The following is an 18555-nucleotide window of genomic DNA, read 5'->3' on the forward strand; positions in this document are numbered from 1 at the left end:
TATGGAAGTTTCTTCTGGCAAAAGAAAATAAAAAATAGTTCAGGAGAAATTAGTGTATATGGAAATTGCTAACCGGAAAGAAAATGTAATTTAGCCAGATTAAAAATTTTAATTGGATAAGGAATTTATTATTGGAGAAGAAATATTAAAAGTCAGATTCAAACAGGGCATCATTCGGTTATATGCTAATTATGCGCTGCGGCATACGATCAGCAAAAGTTTCAGGGATCTGGAGACGTTATGCATTCTTATTCTGGAGTCATATGAAAAGGAATATGGGCAGGCAATAAAAATTAGCCCGAACTCCTTTATTATAGAAATATTGGGACATGTATATGCTTATAAAGCCCTTTTGTTTTTGAGACAGATCTGTTCTTTCGGGATTTTTAGAAAATATGCTTATCATGCCTGCATTATTGAATGCGGCGACAGGCGATATGACCGGAACCGTTGGTTCTGGAATATGATCAGCTTTATGAAGCCTGTAATATTTTTATTTATACGGTAGCAACGCAGTAAATAGCGAATAGGAAGTATTTTTAACCCACTGTTGCGCTTTTTGATAAATATACGTCTTGATGGGCAACTTATAAATCTTCTATATGAAATCTTTTATTTTCAAAACCTTCCTGTTGGTTTGCCTTGCCACAGGGTTGCCCGGTTTGTTCTTTGCCTGTACAAAAAATAGTAATGACCCTGATGGCGACATAATCGGCGGCCACACGCATTATATCTATTTCAAAATAAAATCGTTAGAGGCAAAGAATGGCGACAAGAGTATTAGCGCCGGCAGCCGCGAGGCAGATGGCAGCGTCAAAAAAGAAGACTATGTCATCTTGGTCAGAGGTGTTCCTGAACAGGTAGACAAACCACAGCCTTCCGCTTTTGTGCCTTTTATCAATACAGCTTATGCGGAAAATCTGAAATTTGTAAATGTCGATACTATCGTTTCCCTGAAAATTATCACCCTGAAAGATTTTGGCAAAGATCTCCCGGCAGGCAGCGATGTTACCAATAAATTTGGAACGAATAACCCTGAGGTTTCTTTACAGGATTGGAAAGTATTACGTTATTTGTCCTCTGATAGGGGTACTACTGGTGCTACTGGATTGGGGCTGCCTTTTTTTCTTACCGGCCTTCCTGAAAACGGGATAAAGGCAGCGCAGTTTAAAGTGGTCTACACCCTTCAAAGCGGTGGACAGCTTGAAGCTACCACGCGTGAAGTGGATTTGTTGTAAAGGTTTAAACTTATTATGCAAAGGATCATATTCTCTCTGGTAATGGGATGCGGGCTTTTATTTGCGGCACTTTCGTGCAGTACCTCCCGGTCTTTTCACTTTAATGAAATAACGATCGCTTCCGATAAACCTGTCGAAGAAGCGTATCGTTTATTGCATGTATCACAGATAGGCCATACTCAAGGAGACAGTCTCCGGCTGGGACTTGGTATATATGCCGGTTTTTTCTACCTGGATATGACCGCGCCTGAAAGCCATGAAGCATACAAAATATTGCAATGGTCGAGAGATAATTTTAGACCTTTAAAGATCAGGTTCTTTAAAGGCACAGCGCTGATCGCAAACATCAAAATGCCCACACGAGAGGAGACAAAGAAATATCTTTCTGTATGGGTAAAGCCCTGACACGGTGGATATGAGAGTCAGGAAACCGGAAGGCAGCGGGTACGGAAGAAGCTGGAACAACAATACCCGTAATTTGTAACCGCAACCTGCTTTCAGCCTTCAGTGTTTTGCTTTCAGGGTAATATTTTTTGTGCTTTAGATATAGTTCGGTGTTTTACTATATATTTAGTCCCTGTTGATCTTATTTTTAATTTTAACGAAAATAAAAAAGCATGAAATGAAGCATAAAAATCATCGAGTAATTTATATCCGGTGCGACGATGATTTTATGCGTAATTCCATCTGATAATAAAAAATATAAAAAATAAACAGATGAAAATAGCCATTATTAACGGGCCTAATCTTAATTTATTGGGACAGAGGGAGCCCGGTATTTATGGTGCTGATAGTTTTGAGCGTTTTTTTGAAAAGCTGAAAACCACATATCCCGCCATTTCGTTCGAATACTACCAGAGCAATGTAGAGGGAGAGCTGGTGAACGCCTTGCAGCAACTGGCCAGCGAAGTGGATGGAATTATTTTAAACCCGGCTGCCTATACCCATACCTCAGTTGCTATTGGTGATTGTATCGCAGCTATTAAAACGCCGGTAGTAGAAGTGCATATCAGCAATGTTCATGCAAGAGAGGAGTTTAGAAAACTATCTTATGTAAGCGCCAAAGCTGCCGGAACCATCTGCGGACTGGGGCTTGACGGGTACAGGCTGGCCGTAGAATATTTTATAAACCGATAGCAGCGGGTATTGACTGTTGACAGCTTGTGTTTTCTGTCATCTGCCATCAGTCATCTGTCAGCTTAAAAGCTAACGAATGCAAATGAATAAGAAAAATGCCTCTGTTTTTAATATTACCGTTATAGTAGCGGCGCTGGGCTATTTTGTAGATATTTATGATCTCCTGCTTTTCGGGATCATTCGCATACCCAGCTTAAGAGATATGGGGCTTACTGCCGCACAAATCACAACCGATGGAGAAAGTATACTGTCGTGGCAGATGTTCGGACTGATGCTTGGTGGTATTTTATGGGGGATTGTAGGTGATAAAAAAGGCCGCAGCAGTGTGCTTTTCGGGTCAATATTGCTATACTCTTTGGGTAATATTGCCAATGGCTTTGTACAAACTGTAGAGCAATATAAATGGATACGTTTTTTTGCCGGTATTGGCCTGGCAGGAGAGCTGGGGGCAGGCATTACATTGGTGGCAGAGCTGCTGCCTAAAGAAAAACGTGGCATAGGCACGTCTATCGTGGCTGGTTTTGGAATAACCGGTGCCGTAGTTGCATTTTTTATCAAAGAAAATTTTCACTGGCGTACCTGCTATTTTATCGGTGGTGGCTTAGGGCTTGCCCTGCTGCTGCTCCGGGTATCTGTACTGGAATCGGGCATGTTTAAAGATATGAAGGAGAAAGCGGTGAGCCGCGGTAATATTTTTATGTTGTTGAATAACGGTAACCGGCTTTTAAGGTATATGCAAAGTATCCTGATCGGTGTGCCTACCTGGTTGGTAATAGGTATTTTGGTGACGTTTAGTAAAGAGTTCGGAAAAGAATTTGGGATAATGGAAGAGATCGATCCCGGTAAGGCTATTATGTTCGCTTACGCAGGATTGGCGGTGGGTGATGTTTCTATCGGGTTGGTGAGCCAGTGGTTACAGAGCCGGAAAAGGGCATTGTATGTTTTTTATGCCATCACTGCCGTTTGCATGGTGCTGTACTTTACCGTTCAGTGGAACGGCAGCGCTGCGCTGATGTATTTTTTGTGTGCCGCGTTGGGCTTTGGCTCGGGTTTCTGGGCCATATTTGTAACTATAGGAGCAGAGCAGTTTGGGACTAATTTGCGGGCTACTGCTGCAACAACTATTCCTAATATGGTGCGTGGCGCTGTTCCGCTGATGTTGCTGCTGTTCCAGTTTTTACGGAGCTTACCGGGAGTAGGATATGTAAATGGCGGCATTTATACCTGTATTATCATATTTGTATTATGCGCTATAGCGGTTATTACCTCTAAAGAAACATTCCATAAGGAGTTGAATTATGAGGAAGTATAGGGAAGGGAAACCGGAAAAGACCAGAAGACAGAAAGCCCGGAAGTCTGAGATTGCAAGTCCGCAGTCAATGTCTATCTTCTGAAATCCAGCTACTCATATCTGCCTGTTGCTTACAAAAGTTGATGATTGCTCCTTCGTTTATTTCGTGCATACATTTAAAGTGGCCTTTTGGGCATTGGGGCAGCCCGTACTTGGAGCAGGGCCTGCAGCTAATGTGCACACCGGCTACCAGCGATTGGTCAATTTTATAAGGCTGAACTCCTAATAATTCCGGTACTGTGCTTCCCCATATCGAGGCAATGGGCTTGTTGAAAGCTTCTGCAATATGTGTAAGGCCGGTATCAAAACCGATAATAGCGGTTGCTTTCGACACTAAAAAAACCGACTCGTCAAGGCTTGTTGCACCACACGCGTTGTACACTTTATCGCCCGTTTCAGCAGCCACAAAAGCGCCATTTTGCTGTACATCAGCACCACCAAGCAATACTACGGGCAGGCGGAGCTGCCTGCAAACAGAAATAATCTTTTCATTGGGCATACGTTTGGTAAAATGCGCGGCACCAATAATAAAACCGATATAGCCTTGCTGGTGAGAGGCTGGGAGTAAGCGGGATAGCTGGTATTCTTTTTTTATGAAGTAATCAATAGGTTTGTTATCATTTACGATACCAAGCGGAGCAGCAGCTTTTAAATACCTGTCTACAAGGTGAATGGGGGGGACCAGTTGTTTCCGGAGCTTCAGGCTCAGCCATTTTCGGATCGTTTGCTTATTATAGGTGTAAGACCGTATACCTGTCCGAAGCTTTATGATACACGTTCTTAAATTGCTGTGCAGATCAATAATGCAGTCGTATTTTTCATTTTTAATTTCAGCGATCGTTTCGTTGAGCGATCTTTTTAAGAGTAGCAGCTTATCCAGGTACGGATTGCCCTCGTAAATATATTTAAACTGCGGCTTGGTAATGAAATGTATTGTGGTCTCCGGTAGTTGCAGTTTAAGGCATCGCACCACAGGAGTGGTATAAATTACATCTCCCAGTGAGCTGAAACGAATGACTAATATTTTTTTCGGGGAAAACAATTGATAAATGTAAAATTTTTAAATATAAATAAAAAACAGTTGACAGTTACAGGTTACCAGTCGCAGGCTGGGTCTTATAAACCGGTATCCTGTAAACGGGAACGAACAACTACTTTCCATGAGCGATTTTGTCAATAATATTCGTAGTAGACAAACCCTTTACAAAAGGCATTATTTTCACTTCACCGCCGCTGGCAATTACTTCCCTGGCACCAACAATTGTATCGATATTATAATCGGCAGACTTTACCAAAACGTCAGGCAGTAAAGCTTTGATCAGCTTTATAGGTGTATCTTCATCAAAAACAACAACTGCATCTACAAAAGATAATGCAGCTAAAAGCAGGGCTCTGTCTGCTTCAGCAATGACAGGGCGGTTTTCTCCTTTTAGTCTTTTTACCGATGCGTCGGCATTCAGGCCAACGATCAGGCAGTCGCCATTGCTGCGGGCATTTATAAGCGATTGCACATGGCCTGCATGTAATATATCAAAAACACCATTAGTAAATACCACCTTTTTGCCCTGCTGCTTCCATTGTATGCGTAAATCGGCCGCTTCTGTTAAAGACATGATCCGGCTCCTTATAATATTTTCGATACTGCTATTCATGGGGTTTTATTATAGATATTATTTCATCAAGGGTTACGGCTACGCTGCCAACTTTACTTACAGCAATCGCTGCTGCATAGTTAGCCAGCTCGCAGGCTACCGGTAAATCAATACCCGAGGCAATAAAATATCCCAGACAGGCAAAAACCGTATCGCCGGCCCCGGTTACATCAAACACTTCTTTGGCTTTTACAGAAAAATGCTGTTCTGTTTTTTTCGAGATCAATGAAATACCTTCTTCTGACCGGGTTACAACCAGGTATTGGGTTTTTGTTTTTTTCAGGAGCTTGTGCGCCGCGCTAATCAACTGGAAGCCGGTTTCTATCTTCTCCGTCACAGTAGCTTCTGCCAGCTCGCGCTTATTGGGCTTTATCAGCCAGGCACCGGTGTATTTTTCATAATGGAGACCTTTGGGATCTATCATTACTTTTTTGCCTGCCTGGTTACAAAGCGCTATCAGCTTTTGAGTGAAGCTTTGGGTAAGCAGCCCTTTATTATAGTCAGAAAGCATTACCATATCAGCTTTGCTGATCTTTACTTCGAGCTTCTTAAGCAGCTGAGCCTCTGTTTGCGCGGAAATATCGGCAGTGGTTTCCCTGTCCACACGCAGCAACTGGTGTGTGCCCGCCATAACGCGCGTTTTTAAAGTACTGGGTCTTGATGCATCGGCAACAACAGCTGTTGCATCTATATTTTCTTTTTTCAACTGTGCAAGGATAGTAGCCGCAACCGGGTCTTTACCGGTAACACCGCATATCGAAACCTTAGCGTTGAGCTTATACAGGTTCTGGGCTACATTAGCCGCTCCGCCGAGGGTAATGGTTTCATCTTTTACATTTACAACAGGCACCGGCGCTTCAGGAGACATGCGGCTGGCGCTTCCCCATATATACCGGTCGGCCATAATATCACCGATCACGAGGATATGAGGTTGTTTTTTTTTACCAGAAAAAGATAGTAATTGCTCTTTCAGAACCATATAATAATAATAGTTTCGCTAAAGTAAAGTATTTGTTGTTCATATATAATAACTATCGGGGTGTATTTCAAATTGTTGAGAACAAATCTCACGCCGGCCTTTTCCGGATAAGTGGCTGTAAGCTTCGCTGGAAGAGGATGTTGAGCAGGATAATTTGGAGGCAGATTTGCTATACTATACTTTTTAAAAGTACCGGATGATATGTTAAAAATATCTGTAAAAGCAGATAATAGTTTATCTTTTCATAAAAATCAGAGTATGATGATCCCCAGGCGGACTTTTTTGTCAGCCATTATTCTTTTGCTGGTTTGGGTATCCTGTACACCGGATGATATTGTTGATGCCAAACCTGAGCCAGGCCCTTCTCCTGCCGAAACCAAAACGTATCAACAGTTGCTGGCTGATTCTTTGTATAAATATGCCCGTCAGGTTTATTACTGGAATACTTTTTTACCGGATAGTGCTACATTCAATCCGTTAGGCTATACCCGGTCAGATACGCTGGCGGGCCTGAAAAATGAGTTGCTCGCTCTCACGAGAATTCCTGTTAACCCCTCTACAGGAAAACCTTATGAGCAATATCAGAACTATAATAATGGTGTAATAACTGATGTTAATACTGCCAGCAAGTTTTCATATGCTGTATTGACCTCTGATCTATATGGTGGCGGTCTTACATCTAATATTATTGTTGATCAGAAGAGGGTGGCTGATTTGAAAATGACCCTGGATGGAAAGGAGAACGAGCTGGGATTTACTATTGCGTTTGTAAGAGCTTCCTACTTAAGCGGAACGCCTAAAGCATTGCCCCAGTCTTTGAAGGATAGTATTGTGGGTCTGGTAAGGATTGTTACCAAAGGTTCGCCGGCATGGAACGCGGGTGTTAGGAGAGGGGACATTATTGCAAAATTTAATGGTAATGCGTGGACCTATACCAATAATCTGGCTAAAATAGAGAGCGCGCTGGGTGGAAGCAACATGACACTTACCACGTACGATCCTGTTACAGGAGCTTATTCTGATCATCCTTTCGATAAAACGCTATACACTTTTAATCCGGTATACAGCGATACGCTTATTACAGCAGGTTCCAAAAAAATTGCTTATGTAGCATACAAATCATTTACAATTGGGGACAATACTGGGCCTGCACTCCAGGAAGTGTTTGGCAGGTTCTCAGAAGCCACAGACCTGGTGATCGATCTCAGGTATAATGGTGGAGGTTATGTAAGCACTGCAGAATATTTTGCAAATACCATATTACCGGCCAGTGCCAATGGAGGTGTTCTATTTAAAGAAGTTTATAATACTACTATGCAAAATAAGCAGGCCACTCTGTTGAAAAATCAGCCGGTTTACCTGAATAATATTAAGCAGAATTATACGTATTACGATATAGATTTTTCTGTGGGCCGGAATACCACCTATATAAAAAAGGAAGGAAGTTTTAATACATCAGGAAATATTGGTACTGTGTATTTTATTGTAAGTGATAACACTGCGTCGGCCAGCGAATTGCTGATTAATAGTGTAAAGCCTTATTTTAATGAGGTTTATTTAATTAATGCGCCGTTTTCTGCAAATGATAATCCAAATTATACTTACGGAAAACCAATAGGATTTTTTGAGATAAGGCTTGGGAAGTATAGTGTCTATATGTCCAATTTTGAGTCGAAAAATAAAAATGATGAGGGGGGATATTACCAGGGAATGAAAACTGACCTGCGGTCTAATGATGATGTGCGATACGATTTAGGCAACCCCAATGAATCGGCTTTTTTGGCTGCTATCAGAAGAATTACAGGAAATAGTTCTTACCAGCCCTCTTCTACATCTCCCCGTTCTGTCATATCCGGTACAAACGATCAAATAGTTCAACCATTGGGAGAGCCAACCAAAATCTATGATATGGTAGTAACACCTAAAACTATCCGTTGATTATTATTCAGTTTGTCGCGCTGTAGTATCCTGCAGCTCTGTTTTTGGCGGCCCTTCCTGTATTTTAGTATCCCTGGTATTCCTGTCATACAGCACTTCTTTTGCAGCGGGAATTGTTTTTTGTTTTTTGCTATGACAGCATGCAGCAAGGCTAACGCTGATTACCAGTATAGTAAATATTTTGAGTATACTCATAATGTTTGTTTTTAGCCTTTTACAGGTATGGCCAGTCACCCCTGTCTTTATTAAGATGCAATAAGACGGCGAAAGGTTTGCTAAGGCGGTGTTACTATTTATATACGGATGTGCCCAGCCAGGCCATCATACCCATACCGGTTTCTATCGCAGCCTCATTAATATCAAAAACCGGAGTGTGCACATTGCGTATATTACCGGGATCGCCCATTACGCCCAGCCTGTAAAAACAGCCGGGTATTTTTTGAGTATAATATCCAAAGTCCTCCGCTCCCAGGCGTATTTCTGTTTCGCCTACATGATCAGCTCCCATGTATTCAATAGCTTTTTGAGTAGCTGTTTGGGTTAATGCTTCGTTGTTAAATACAGTAGGATAGCCTACATCGATATTCAGATCCAGTTCACCGCCCATTGATCGTACGAGGTTTTCAGCAACTGTTTTGATATGCTCATGGGCCTCAAACCGCCAGGCTTCATCCATAGCGCGAAAAGTGCCCATCAGCTTTACCTCCTCCGGAATCACATTAGTGGCAGTGCCTCCGTTAAATGCTGTTATAGACAGTACAGAAGGGTAGAGGGGGTTTCTTCTGCGGCTGATAATTTGCTGCAAGGCAATTACCAGGTGCGATGCAATAAGTATAGGGTCTACCGTTGAATGAGGAGCAGCAGCATGGCCGCCCTTTCCTTTTATGGTAAAATACAGCTCATCAGCACTGGCCATTACTTTACCGCCCCTAAAACTTACTTTACCTGTTTCGAGGGCCGGGTGTACATGCAGTCCGAAAATGGCCGATGGGGCAGGATTCTCTAAAACTCCTTCATTAATTAAGAGGCTGGCCCCACCGGGATTTTTTTCTTCACCCGGCTGAAATATGAGTTTTACAGTTCCTTCCCATTCGTCTTTTAATTCATTCAGGATCTTTGCGGCCCCTAAAAGGCAGGCGGTATGGACATCATGACCACAGGCATGCATGACACCTTCATTAACCGACCGGTAAGGGACTTCATTGGCTTCACTAATAGGCAGCGCATCCATATCAGCACGGAGCGCTATTATTTTTTTATCAGGATTCTTACCTTTAATTAAGCCAATGACACCCGTTTGTGCCTTTATTTCAAAGGGGATATTTAATTCAGCCAGTTTTTGCTGAATAAAAGCAGAGGTTTTGAACTCCTGGTAGCTGAGTTCAGGATGGGCATGCAGGTGCCGCCTTATACTGATAAACTCAGGAGTATATTTTTTTGCAAGGGATTGTATTTTTTCAATCATCAGGCAAACGTACAGAAAAATTCTTATGCAGATAAATAGGCCTGGCCTGGCAGCCTGATGGTTACATTTATACAGGCTGACCTATAACCGGAACAATGAAGCGTGCGACGCAACAAAGATGCTGCCTGTTCTTTTGCCGGGCCAACAAACAGCAGCTGCTTAATCTTCCACTTCGGCTTCTTCGGGCTTTACCTCAACGATATCGTTCATTATAAAAATGTTGCCGGGGAATACAGAAGCCATTCTTTTCTGATAAGCCTGGGCATCACTCCTGGAAATAAAATTGCCTGCTTTTACTTTATAATAAGGTGCCTGGTACCACATATAAGCTTTAAGCTCGGGAAAATTAGTTAATACTTTCGTACGGGCGGCAATGGCTTCTGCACGATTACTGCTGCTCACTACCAGCAACCTGTAACCTTTTGCCGTTCTTCGCTTGGAAGTGTTCCGGGTAGAGAGGTCGTTGGCTTCAGCCTGCTTTTTTAGTAATATATCAATCCGGGGATCTTTATAAACATTAACGCTGCCTGTTGTTTGGGCTAACAAACCAGATGTAAAAAAAAGTACTGGAACTAACGGAAGAAATTTCATCATTTATTCTGTTTATTTTTCTTAGATTAGTTTTTTTGTTAAAACGTTGCTTTCACAAAATTAACAGAACCCGGGCAATTAAAACATTTTTTATGAATGACAGCACAGAAATAATTGGATATGTAGCCACAATAATCCTTGTACTATCTTTTTTGCCACGGAATATAAGATATATCAGGTGCATCAACTTTTTTGCGTGTATGCTTTTTGTTGTTTACGGAATTTTGCTGGGGTTTAAATGGCCCATTATTTTGAGTAATGGTGCTATTGCGCTCATTCAACTGTATTATTTATATTTTAGCAGAAAACCTGGTGATATGAAATGAGTTTGTAGCCTGTAACCTGTTAACTTACCCTATTTTTGCGCCAATATAATGATGCAACCCTCTGTAGCAATAGTTATCTTAAACTGGAATGGTAGAAAATATCTCGAAGAATTTTTACCGTTTTTATTGACCACTACATATCCTGGTTACAGGGTGATTGTGGCAGACAATGGCTCTGCTGATGACTCTTTATTTTTTTTAGAGGAAACCTATCCGTCCATAGAAATTATAAGGCTTGATGATAACTACGGCTTTGCCAAAGGATATAATTTGGCTTTAAAACAGGTGGAGGCTGATTATTATATTTTACTGAATTCGGATGTAAAAACAGAAGCCGGCTGGATCGAGCCTATGATTAGCCTGTTGGAGCAGGATAAGCAAATAGCTGCCTGCCAGCCCAAGCTATTATCTTACCATAACCCTGAATATTTCGAGTATGCCGGTGCGGCAGGAGGGTGGCTGGATGATTATGGTTATCCTTTTGCGATGGGCCGTGTATTTGATATTACTGAAGCAGATACAGGACAATACGACCGGCCCCAACCCATATTCTGGGCTACCGGAGCGGCTTTGTGTATACGGGCATCTGTTTTTCATGAAGCAGGTGGGTTTGATGATTATTTTTTTGCACACCAGGAAGAGATTGACCTGTGCTGGCGTATACAGTTATTAGGCTATCAGATTTACAGCTGTCCTTCTTCCCGGGTATATCATGTTGGCGGAGGAACGCTGCCCAAAGGCAATTCTTTAAAAACTTATTTAAACTTTCGCAACAACAATATTATGATATATAAAAATATGTACGGAGGACGGAAGTGGTATGTATTAACTGTAAGAGCTTTCCTGGATGGGGTGTCTGCTTTTAAAAGCTTGTTAAAAGGCGACGGAGGATATTTTGTAGCCGTGTTCAGCGCTCATTTGTCTTTTATTAAATGGATACTGGCAGATCGGAAGAAGAGTGTTTTCCCTATAAACAGAAAGGGCGTTTTACATGGATATCTTAGAAAAAATGTAGCCTGGGCGTACTTTGTGAAGGGTAAAAAGACTTTTTCGGAACTGGTTGATGATAAATAGGGTGAGATTAAAAAATGCCTTACCCCGGTTGATTATTTTTAGGCTGTTTCCTTTATTTTTGCATCATAACAATATATACATGGAACCCTTAGATGTAGAAAAGATTAAAGAACAGGAATACCAGGAAAGTCTTAAAAATTATGAAAAGAATGACTTCAGACAAAGCTGGGTAAGAGCTTCTGCTTATATATTTTATTTAAGTATTGCGTGCTTTTTTTTGATGACATGGGGTGGCTGTTACAAGCTGTACACAAAAAGATTTGAGAAGCCTAAAGTGCACATCCAGGAAAGCACCCTTTATACGCCCAAATACAAATAATTTTTCAGAAAATTATTTTGCAGAAAACGGAAAGCCCCTTATATTTGCAACCCCTTAAGTAACAAAGCAGTTACGAAAAGTTCTTAACAATGCGGAAGTAGCTCATTTGGTAGAGCATCCCGATAACTATCGGGACCAAGGTCGGGATGGCCGGTTCAAGCCCTCCTGATTGCAACACCAAATAGATTTTATAGGCGGAAGTAGCTCATTTGGTAGAGCACGACCTTGCCAAGGTCGGGGTGGCCGGTTCGAGCCCGGTCTTCCGCTCCAAAAAATCCTCTCAAAAGAGAGGTTTTTTTTTGACAGATTTCGTCAGCCCTGGTGGTGGAATTGGTAGACACGCAGGACTTAAAATCCTGTGGGCAGCAATGTCCGTGCGGGTTCAAGTCCCGCCTGGGGCACTGATTATCAATCAGATAAAAAGGTTCGCGCAAGCGAGCTTTTTTTATTTTTGAGAAATTTGCATACAATTTGCATACAAAATCATTTGGAGATGTAAAAGAACTTAATTACATCTAAGTTAATTATTTTTTATCGGTATTGAAAATCCGGGTTTATTTCTGACAAGTTAGGCTAATTCACTTAAAGCTTTTGTTAGTACCTAAGTTGGTAATAACTCATACCTCCCACAGCAAAACTATCCTGCTCTGCGATGTCTATTGGTTATTTTGAGGTTCCTGATTATACTCTTTATCAGTTACAACTTCCAGCCAAGCCGTTTCTCCTTTTTCCCTGCCGGTTATCGCGATCTGTACAAACGCAGTATCTACACTGGCACCATGCCAATGGGGAATATCAGGCGGACATTTTATAACATCTCCTTTCCGCAACACTTTCTTTGGCTGCCCCTTTTCCTGGTAATACCCAATTCCGTCCAGTGCCAGGATTATCTGACCCGCGGGGTGAGAATGCCATTTGGTTCTGGCTCCGGGTTCAAAAGTAACACTGCCCACTGCTACCTGGTTGACGCTATCCGCGTTTACCAGCGGTTTTAACCAGGCCGTCCCGGTAAAATTATTATTGGAGATCTTTTCACCTTTTGGGAAAATGATATACGCACCTGTATTTTCCTGAGATTTTTCTTTGGTTTCACTGCACGATAGTATACCCGCAACAACGCAAAATGCCAATAAGAAACGTCCTTTAAAATTTATTTTTCTCATTATTATCGTTTAGATGTTTATTACTACTACAGTAAAATTTATTCCTTACCCTTCAACACTTCGTCCAACACTTTTTGTGCCTTTCTGGATCCCTTTTTGCCAATCGTCTGTTTAATAACTCCTGGAAATTGTTGTAACTGCCCCGGCGTTAATCCAATGTTCAGACAAATATTCAAGTGTGAGCGTAGCATGGGCTCTACGCCGCCGATACTGCTAAGCACTGATACCGTCACCCATTCTCGCTCGGTATAGGTCAGCACATCGCGTTCAAAAATATCAGCAAACAGGTGTTCTTTGAGAAAAACCTCTATTTCCGGAGCAAATGAAGCATAACCTGTTTTGGGTCCTGCTTCCGGTATACCGGTTAATTTTTCAAGAATTGCTTTGCCCCGTTCATACTTGCTATGTTCACTACGGATCTGTGAGGCCTCCGCACCCCTAATATCATTAATTCCTTTAGCCTTACGTTCATCCAATACGGCCATAAATGTCTGTAGACCGCGAAGGCTGCGCGGGAACCCGGCATAGGCATATAAATGAACAAGGACTTCCTTTATCTGATTGACAGTTAACCCTGCATCTAAGCCGGTATAGAGTTCCGCTTTTAACTTTGACAAGTCCCCTTTGGCCGTAACCGCAGCTATCCTGATAATGCATTGTTCCCTGGGGCTCAATATGGCTTTCTTATAAGGATCACCTTGCGCACTTAGCGCAAAGGGCGTAATGCTTAATACAATTGCCAATGCTACAAATAATTTAATTGTTTTCATGTTTCAAGAGGCCAATTCTATTTATAAATTTTTACCAAAAAAAACGACCAATTGATTTACTGCTTTATTTACATATTCCGGTTTCCAATAGGTTTGTATATGAGTAGCGCCATCAATCAGAAATAATTCTTTGTTTTTTGCATTTGTTGCTTTTTTAAACGCTTCATCTGTCATGTATTTTGTATCAGCTTTGCTTCCAGCCATCATCAAGAGGGGCTGGTTGATTAATTCAATCTGATCGGTGGCATCCCAGCTCATCAGGTCCATTAAGTTGCTCGTGGAGTACAAAAAGGTTGAATTGGGATGTGCATGGGTTCTGTAATAGTATTCAAATCCTTCCCGATACAGATCGGTCGGGGTTTTGGCAATTTCCTCATCTGTAATGCTCGCTACTCCCGAATAAAGAATTTTACCACCGGCGACCTCCTGAGCACGCGCATCTGAAGCTTGTTTTAAGCGTTCCTGTATGGTAGCTAATTGCGAATTCTGAAACCCGTTGCGTCTTACCTCGCCAGAATTAAACATGCTCAATGTTGCTACAGCTTTAAACCGTTTATCCGATTGGGCAGCTTTCAGTGTATAACCACCACCACCGCAAATACCCAAAACACCCAGGTGGTTGGCATCAACCCCTGCATACTGGCCAATAAAATCAGCCATGCCGCGAATATCTTCAGTCCGGTATTGAGGTTTATCTGTATGGCGGGGTTCTCCGCCACTCGCGCCCTGGTACGCAGCATCCGCAGCAATAGTGATATATCCATTTTCTGCCAGGCGCTGGGCATATAACCCGGCAGTTTGTTCTTTTATACCTCCGTTAGGATGCGCTACCACTACCGCCGGATATTTCTTTGAAGTATCATAATTGGCTGGTGTATAAATATTCGCTGCTATATCGATCCCGTTCAGCTTATAGGTTACAGGGTGAATATTTACTTTCCCTTTTTCATTCTTCGTTATTGCCCCGCCGTATACCAGTGTAAAGGGGTTTTGTTGATGCCTCTTTTCTGTAGATTGCGCATTTACCATATCTGTAGCAGCGAGTGACGTTGCTATTGCGATTATTGATGTTAATTTTTTCATTTTATACTTATCCTTTTGAAGCGTTCATGCGTTTATTTCTTATCATTTTACTAAGCCGTTTTTACGTAACCAGTTTTGTACCTCGGTATGCACCTGCTTTTCTTTGTCACCTTCCATCACAAATAAAATTCCGTCCCTTTCTATGCCGCCTTTGGTAGAAAAGCCTTCCAGAACTTTACTCTTCGTGCAAAGCCGTTTTACCGTTTCGAATCCGCTGCCAACCCCATATCCGGCATTAGTATTAAAAGGAACAACTGTTTTCCCACACAGGTCATATTGCTTTAAAAAGCTTTTCATAGGCGGAGGTAATTGCATACCCCAGGTAGGAAACCCGATAAAAACTACATCGTATTTTTCAATGCTGTCAATGATAGTTTTTAGTGGTGGCAAAAATTCCGTTTCATTTTCTTTGGCTACCTCCGCTACTATTTGCTGGTAGTTTTCGGGATAGGGCGTTACCAGTTGCAATGCTACCAGGTCACCGCCCACTTTCTTGTGGATGATTTCTGCTACGGTTTTGGTGTTTTTTGTACGTGACAGATAAATGATCAATATTTTTTTATCCCGCAATGAATCACCTTTTTCTATTGATGGTTCTTCTGCCGAACAGGATGTCAGCGCAAATAAGAATGCGCTTAGCATTAAGCAATATGTTATTAAACTTTTCATCCGAATAAGTTATATATCATTTTATACAAATTTCCTGATACCATTCCGTCTTTTTGGTATACAGATTACGGAAATTGCTACCAATATTACTGATTGCGGCCCTGCTGAAATAGAAATCATGCCGGCGATGAAGATAAGAGGCCGAATTGCTGCATGAAGGCACATTTTTTAACAGGATGTACTCTTAAAGAGTTTTTTTGTGTTCTTATTTATTCAATTGAATGACTGGATTGCTGTTGATAGTATGAATAATAAAGCAAGTCGTTTCTTCTTTCTAATTTGTTATCGTTCAGGGGGCAAAAGAGCGCCGCTTATTTATTAATACTTCTCATAAAGAACCGGAACGGTTTGGCTTTGAGAGGTAGGATGTACAGAAGATTATAGAAATGGGAAGAATTAATTTGTATTTTTACAGGGTACACCTGTTAGCTTAGAAAAGAAAGAGAATTATGGGAGACATAAATATTTGGAATAAAATTCCATTAAACGATTATGAACAGCATATGCAGCATCATGATGTTGGTCAATCGCAGTTGCTGAACTCCCTTACCAGGAAATACCTGCATAAGCATAATCCGGAGCGGCTCTTGTTCCTGGGAGTAAGTGGCGGTAACGGATTAGAACACGTTGATATTATGAAAGCAAAAAGTGTTTGCGGTATAGATATCAATCAGGCTTATATTGAAGAAACACGAAAAAGATATGGAAACAGGATAGAGCAACTCATTCTTATAAATGCGGATATAAACACATCGGATGAGACGTTTGTTGCCGCTGATTTTGTTTGGGGGGCATTAATCCTGGAATATGTTGATATTGAACATTGTTTTAAATTTCTTCAAAAAAATACCGTCAGAGGCGCTATACTCGTAATAACAATTCAATCCAATAACGGGGTTACATCTGTCAGTAATACAGGGATCGCATCTCTAAACTTAGTTGAAGATATTTTCAAAGTTGTGGACAAAGAAGATTTAATACGGACAGCTTTAAAATTTGGGTTTGATTTAATTGGTTGCGAAGAGAATATTTTGCCAAACGGAAAATCATTTTTCACTTTGGAATTTATAAAAAAAGAAGTAACAGGTGTCTGCATCGTATTATCAAATTATTGATTAAAATAAAAGGAAGATGAAAAAAGCAATTTTGACGGTGGTGGTTTGTATGGGTTCTCTCTTTATTTCTCATGCACAAACGATAAAGTTTGGCGGGTTGGAATTTAGTCTTGTTAATGTGAAGGCATCCCTTGCTACTTTAAAAGGCAAAAAAGCATTAAGAGTAGAAAGGGATCTGGAAAAATTGCCTTTCGACATTAAAAGGATGAACGCTACGGTTGATGAGCCCACCTTTGTCAAAGTGAAAAATTTAAACTTCAAAAATGGTGTGATTGAGGTAAAAATGTTAAGCCGGATTCAAAACCCTTCGCCGTTTGAAGCTGCACGAGGTTTTATCGGTGTTGCCTATAGAGTTAATGATGATAATTCAGCTTTTGACGCTATCTACCTAAGACCAACAAATGGCCGGGCTGACGATCAGTTTAGAAGAAATCATACAGTACAGTATTATGCCTATCCTGATTATAAGTTTGATCGCTTAAGAAAGGAATCAAACGGAGCGTTTGAAACCTACGCCGATATCGGCCTGGATGAATGGATCACTATAAGGATCGAAATAAAGGATAAGATGGCTAAACTATACATCAACAATCAAAAACGTGCTTCCTTTATTGTAAGCGAAATGAAAGGAAATACAAAATCAGGTAGTATCGGCCTTTGGGTAGATATTGGCACAGAAGGGTACTTTAAAGATTTCAAAGTTGTAAACGAAATATCAAAAGACTAAAACAATAAACTCTCTGAAAATTTTCAAATTAAAGGATTTGTTATTTGTACGGATAACGAATACATGGGAGAATTGAGGTATATCATCAATAAATAAAAACAGGGGTATTCGTATACACTATGATAGTGATATGGGATTCGGTGCAGAGTTGGCCATAACCTATTACTATCAAGAGGATGTTTTTCCATTTTCTGGGTTATTGCCCAGATAAAAAGCAGGAATGAGTTTCCTGCTTGTACATTCTAAAAATATTTACATTTACAATAATCAGCAATGGTATGGGGCTTTGCGTAGCGGCTCTTGTCGTTGGTCAGTTGCTGATTACAGGTGATTTATGCAGCCATTTTTTATCGTTTAACTGTTGCAATAAAAAGTCAGCTAAGTCGGCTCTTGAAAGAGAAAACAAACTTACAGTTCCGTCACCTGTGTAACCTGCGTTTATTTTTCCACTTGCAGGTTTGTCGCTCAGCATTGGAAGCCGAACAATTGTCCAATCCAAACCACTTTCAGAAATATATTTTCCTGTCAGAACAATGTTATTGTAGCTGTCTTTGATTAAGGTCTTTACCATAAAAATACCAACCGCAAATCCGAACTGGAATCTGTCGTAACTATCCTTAAAACTTGGTGTCGCTGTGGCAATCAGGCGTTTCACGTTATTCTTTTTCATTGTTTCTACAATGCTTTTTATGCCATCAGCAATAACAAGTCCTTTTGTTTTTTGAGCAGGTCCTAAAACACTGATTACCGCATCAGCGTTTTTTATTGCTTCTTCAATTTTTTCGGGTTCTGTCAATTCGCCTTTTACAATTCTAAGGTTATCGTTCCGGATGGAAATTTTAGACGGTGCTCTTGCAAACACGGTAACTGAATGCCCGCTTTGCAATGCTTTTTCTATGAGCAAAAGTCCTGTTGCTCCTGTTCCGCCAAATATGGTAATGTTCATTTCTCTTGAATA

Annotated in this window: 21 protein-coding genes and 2 tRNA genes; 12 read left to right on the forward strand and 11 right to left on the reverse strand. The window is 41.1% G+C overall.

Going from position 1 to position 18555, the window contains the following annotated elements:
* The first annotated feature begins 112 nt into the window (after positions 1–112).
* From ACYVBM_RS04400 to ACYVBM_RS04420, 5 genes are all read left to right on the forward strand, one after another.
* Positions 113–508 (forward strand): hypothetical protein, encoded by a 396-nt coding sequence (locus ACYVBM_RS04400; protein WP_460684412.1) that lies wholly within the window; start codon positions 113–115, stop codon positions 506–508.
* A gap of 94 nt (positions 509–602) precedes the next feature.
* Positions 603–1238, forward strand: a complete 636-nt coding sequence (locus ACYVBM_RS04405) for a hypothetical protein (protein WP_460684413.1) — start codon at positions 603–605, stop codon at positions 1236–1238.
* 15 nt (positions 1239–1253) lie between these two features.
* Positions 1254–1643, forward strand: a complete 390-nt coding sequence (locus tag ACYVBM_RS04410) for a hypothetical protein (protein ID WP_460684414.1) — start codon at positions 1254–1256, stop codon at positions 1641–1643.
* Positions 1644–1955: 312 nt separating this feature from the next.
* Positions 1956–2375: a type II 3-dehydroquinate dehydratase gene (aroQ, locus tag ACYVBM_RS04415; RefSeq protein ID WP_460684415.1), complete on the forward strand. Its 420-nt coding sequence runs from the start codon at positions 1956–1958 to the stop codon at positions 2373–2375.
* Positions 2376–2457: 82 nt separating this feature from the next.
* Positions 2458–3687, forward strand: a complete 1230-nt coding sequence (locus ACYVBM_RS04420) for an MFS transporter (protein ID WP_460684416.1) — start codon at positions 2458–2460, stop codon at positions 3685–3687.
* A gap of 64 nt (positions 3688–3751) precedes the next feature.
* Here ACYVBM_RS04420 and ACYVBM_RS04425 read toward each other — a convergent pair whose 3' ends face one another.
* The 3 genes from ACYVBM_RS04425 to rfaE1 all read right to left on the reverse strand — a co-directional run bounded on the left by ACYVBM_RS04425 (position 3752) and on the right by rfaE1 (position 6357).
* Entirely contained in the window at positions 3752–4768 is a 1017-nt protein-coding gene (locus ACYVBM_RS04425; protein WP_460684417.1) for a glycosyltransferase family 9 protein, read from the reverse strand.
* Positions 4769–4877: 109 nt separating this feature from the next.
* On the reverse strand, positions 4878–5378 hold the full coding sequence (gene rfaE2 / locus ACYVBM_RS04430) for a D-glycero-beta-D-manno-heptose 1-phosphate adenylyltransferase (RefSeq protein ID WP_460684418.1): 501 nt from the start codon (positions 5376–5378) through the stop codon (positions 4878–4880).
* Positions 5371–6357, reverse strand: coding sequence for a D-glycero-beta-D-manno-heptose-7-phosphate kinase (gene rfaE1, locus ACYVBM_RS04435; protein WP_460684419.1), 987 nt, complete (start codon positions 6355–6357; stop codon positions 5371–5373). The genes rfaE2 and rfaE1 overlap by 8 nt, the downstream gene beginning before the upstream one ends.
* 201 nt (positions 6358–6558) lie before the next feature.
* Here rfaE1 and ACYVBM_RS04440 point away from each other — a divergent pair, with 201 nt between their 5' ends.
* The gene (locus ACYVBM_RS04440) at positions 6559–8295 is read left to right on the forward strand and encodes a S41 family peptidase (protein ID WP_460684420.1); all 1737 of its coding nucleotides are present in this window, start codon (positions 6559–6561) and stop codon (positions 8293–8295) included.
* Between the two features lie 3 nt (positions 8296–8298).
* Here ACYVBM_RS04440 and ACYVBM_RS04445 read toward each other — a convergent pair whose 3' ends face one another.
* The 3 genes from ACYVBM_RS04445 to ACYVBM_RS04455 all read right to left on the reverse strand — a co-directional run bounded on the left by ACYVBM_RS04445 (position 8299) and on the right by ACYVBM_RS04455 (position 10354).
* Positions 8299–8490 (reverse strand): hypothetical protein, encoded by a 192-nt coding sequence (locus ACYVBM_RS04445; protein WP_460684421.1) that lies wholly within the window; start codon positions 8488–8490, stop codon positions 8299–8301.
* Positions 8491–8584: 94 nt separating this feature from the next.
* Positions 8585–9760, reverse strand: a complete 1176-nt coding sequence (locus tag ACYVBM_RS04450) for a M20 metallopeptidase family protein (protein ID WP_460684422.1) — start codon at positions 9758–9760, stop codon at positions 8585–8587.
* A gap of 159 nt (positions 9761–9919) precedes the next feature.
* A complete protein-coding gene (locus ACYVBM_RS04455; protein ID WP_460684423.1) occupies positions 9920–10354 on the reverse strand; it encodes an SPOR domain-containing protein in 435 nt (144 codons plus the stop codon).
* A 371-nt stretch (positions 10355–10725) separates the two neighbouring features.
* Here ACYVBM_RS04455 and ACYVBM_RS04460 point away from each other — a divergent pair, with 371 nt between their 5' ends.
* From ACYVBM_RS04460 to ACYVBM_RS04475, 4 genes are all read left to right on the forward strand, one after another.
* Positions 10726–11751: a glycosyltransferase family 2 protein gene (locus tag ACYVBM_RS04460; protein WP_460684424.1), complete on the forward strand. Its 1026-nt coding sequence runs from the start codon at positions 10726–10728 to the stop codon at positions 11749–11751.
* A 79-nt stretch (positions 11752–11830) separates the two neighbouring features.
* The gene (locus ACYVBM_RS04465; protein ID WP_460684425.1) at positions 11831–12070 is read left to right on the forward strand and encodes a hypothetical protein; all 240 of its coding nucleotides are present in this window, start codon (positions 11831–11833) and stop codon (positions 12068–12070) included.
* A 194-nt stretch (positions 12071–12264) separates the two neighbouring features.
* Positions 12265–12340 (forward strand) — tRNA-Gly (locus tag ACYVBM_RS04470).
* Positions 12341–12385: 45 nt separating this feature from the next.
* A tRNA-Leu gene (locus tag ACYVBM_RS04475) sits at positions 12386–12471 on the forward strand.
* Positions 12472–12726: 255 nt separating this feature from the next.
* Here the strand turns inward: ACYVBM_RS04475 and ACYVBM_RS04480 are convergent.
* The 4 genes from ACYVBM_RS04480 to ACYVBM_RS04495 are packed head-to-tail and all read right to left on the reverse strand — an operon-like array spanning position 12727 to position 15755.
* Positions 12727–13233 (reverse strand): (R)-mandelonitrile lyase, encoded by a 507-nt coding sequence (locus tag ACYVBM_RS04480; protein WP_460684426.1) that lies wholly within the window; start codon positions 13231–13233, stop codon positions 12727–12729.
* Between the two features lie 38 nt (positions 13234–13271).
* Complete coding sequence (locus ACYVBM_RS04485) at positions 13272–14003, reverse strand: carboxymuconolactone decarboxylase family protein (RefSeq protein WP_460684427.1); 732 nt, start codon at positions 14001–14003, stop codon at positions 13272–13274.
* Between the two features lie 21 nt (positions 14004–14024).
* The gene (locus ACYVBM_RS04490) at positions 14025–15086 is read right to left on the reverse strand and encodes an alpha/beta hydrolase (RefSeq protein WP_460684428.1); all 1062 of its coding nucleotides are present in this window, start codon (positions 15084–15086) and stop codon (positions 14025–14027) included.
* A gap of 42 nt (positions 15087–15128) precedes the next feature.
* A complete protein-coding gene (locus ACYVBM_RS04495; protein WP_460684429.1) occupies positions 15129–15755 on the reverse strand; it encodes a flavodoxin in 627 nt (208 codons plus the stop codon).
* A gap of 449 nt (positions 15756–16204) precedes the next feature.
* Between ACYVBM_RS04495 and ACYVBM_RS04500 the strand changes: the two genes are divergently transcribed.
* Both ACYVBM_RS04500 and ACYVBM_RS04505 read left to right on the forward strand, forming a co-directional pair.
* Positions 16205–16870, forward strand: a complete 666-nt coding sequence (locus ACYVBM_RS04500; protein WP_460684430.1) for a class I SAM-dependent methyltransferase — start codon at positions 16205–16207, stop codon at positions 16868–16870.
* A gap of 16 nt (positions 16871–16886) precedes the next feature.
* Entirely contained in the window at positions 16887–17597 is a 711-nt protein-coding gene (locus ACYVBM_RS04505; RefSeq protein WP_460684431.1) for a hypothetical protein, read from the forward strand.
* 310 nt (positions 17598–17907) lie between these two features.
* Here the strand turns inward: ACYVBM_RS04505 and ACYVBM_RS04510 are convergent, their stop codons facing one another.
* Positions 17908–18543 carry an NAD(P)-dependent oxidoreductase gene (locus ACYVBM_RS04510; RefSeq protein WP_460684432.1) on the reverse strand — a complete coding sequence of 212 codons (636 nt, stop codon included), beginning with the start codon at positions 18541–18543 and terminating at the stop codon, positions 17908–17910.
* Positions 18544–18555: the final 12 nt, after the last annotated feature.

The organism is Niabella aquatica (assembly GCF_054779315.1).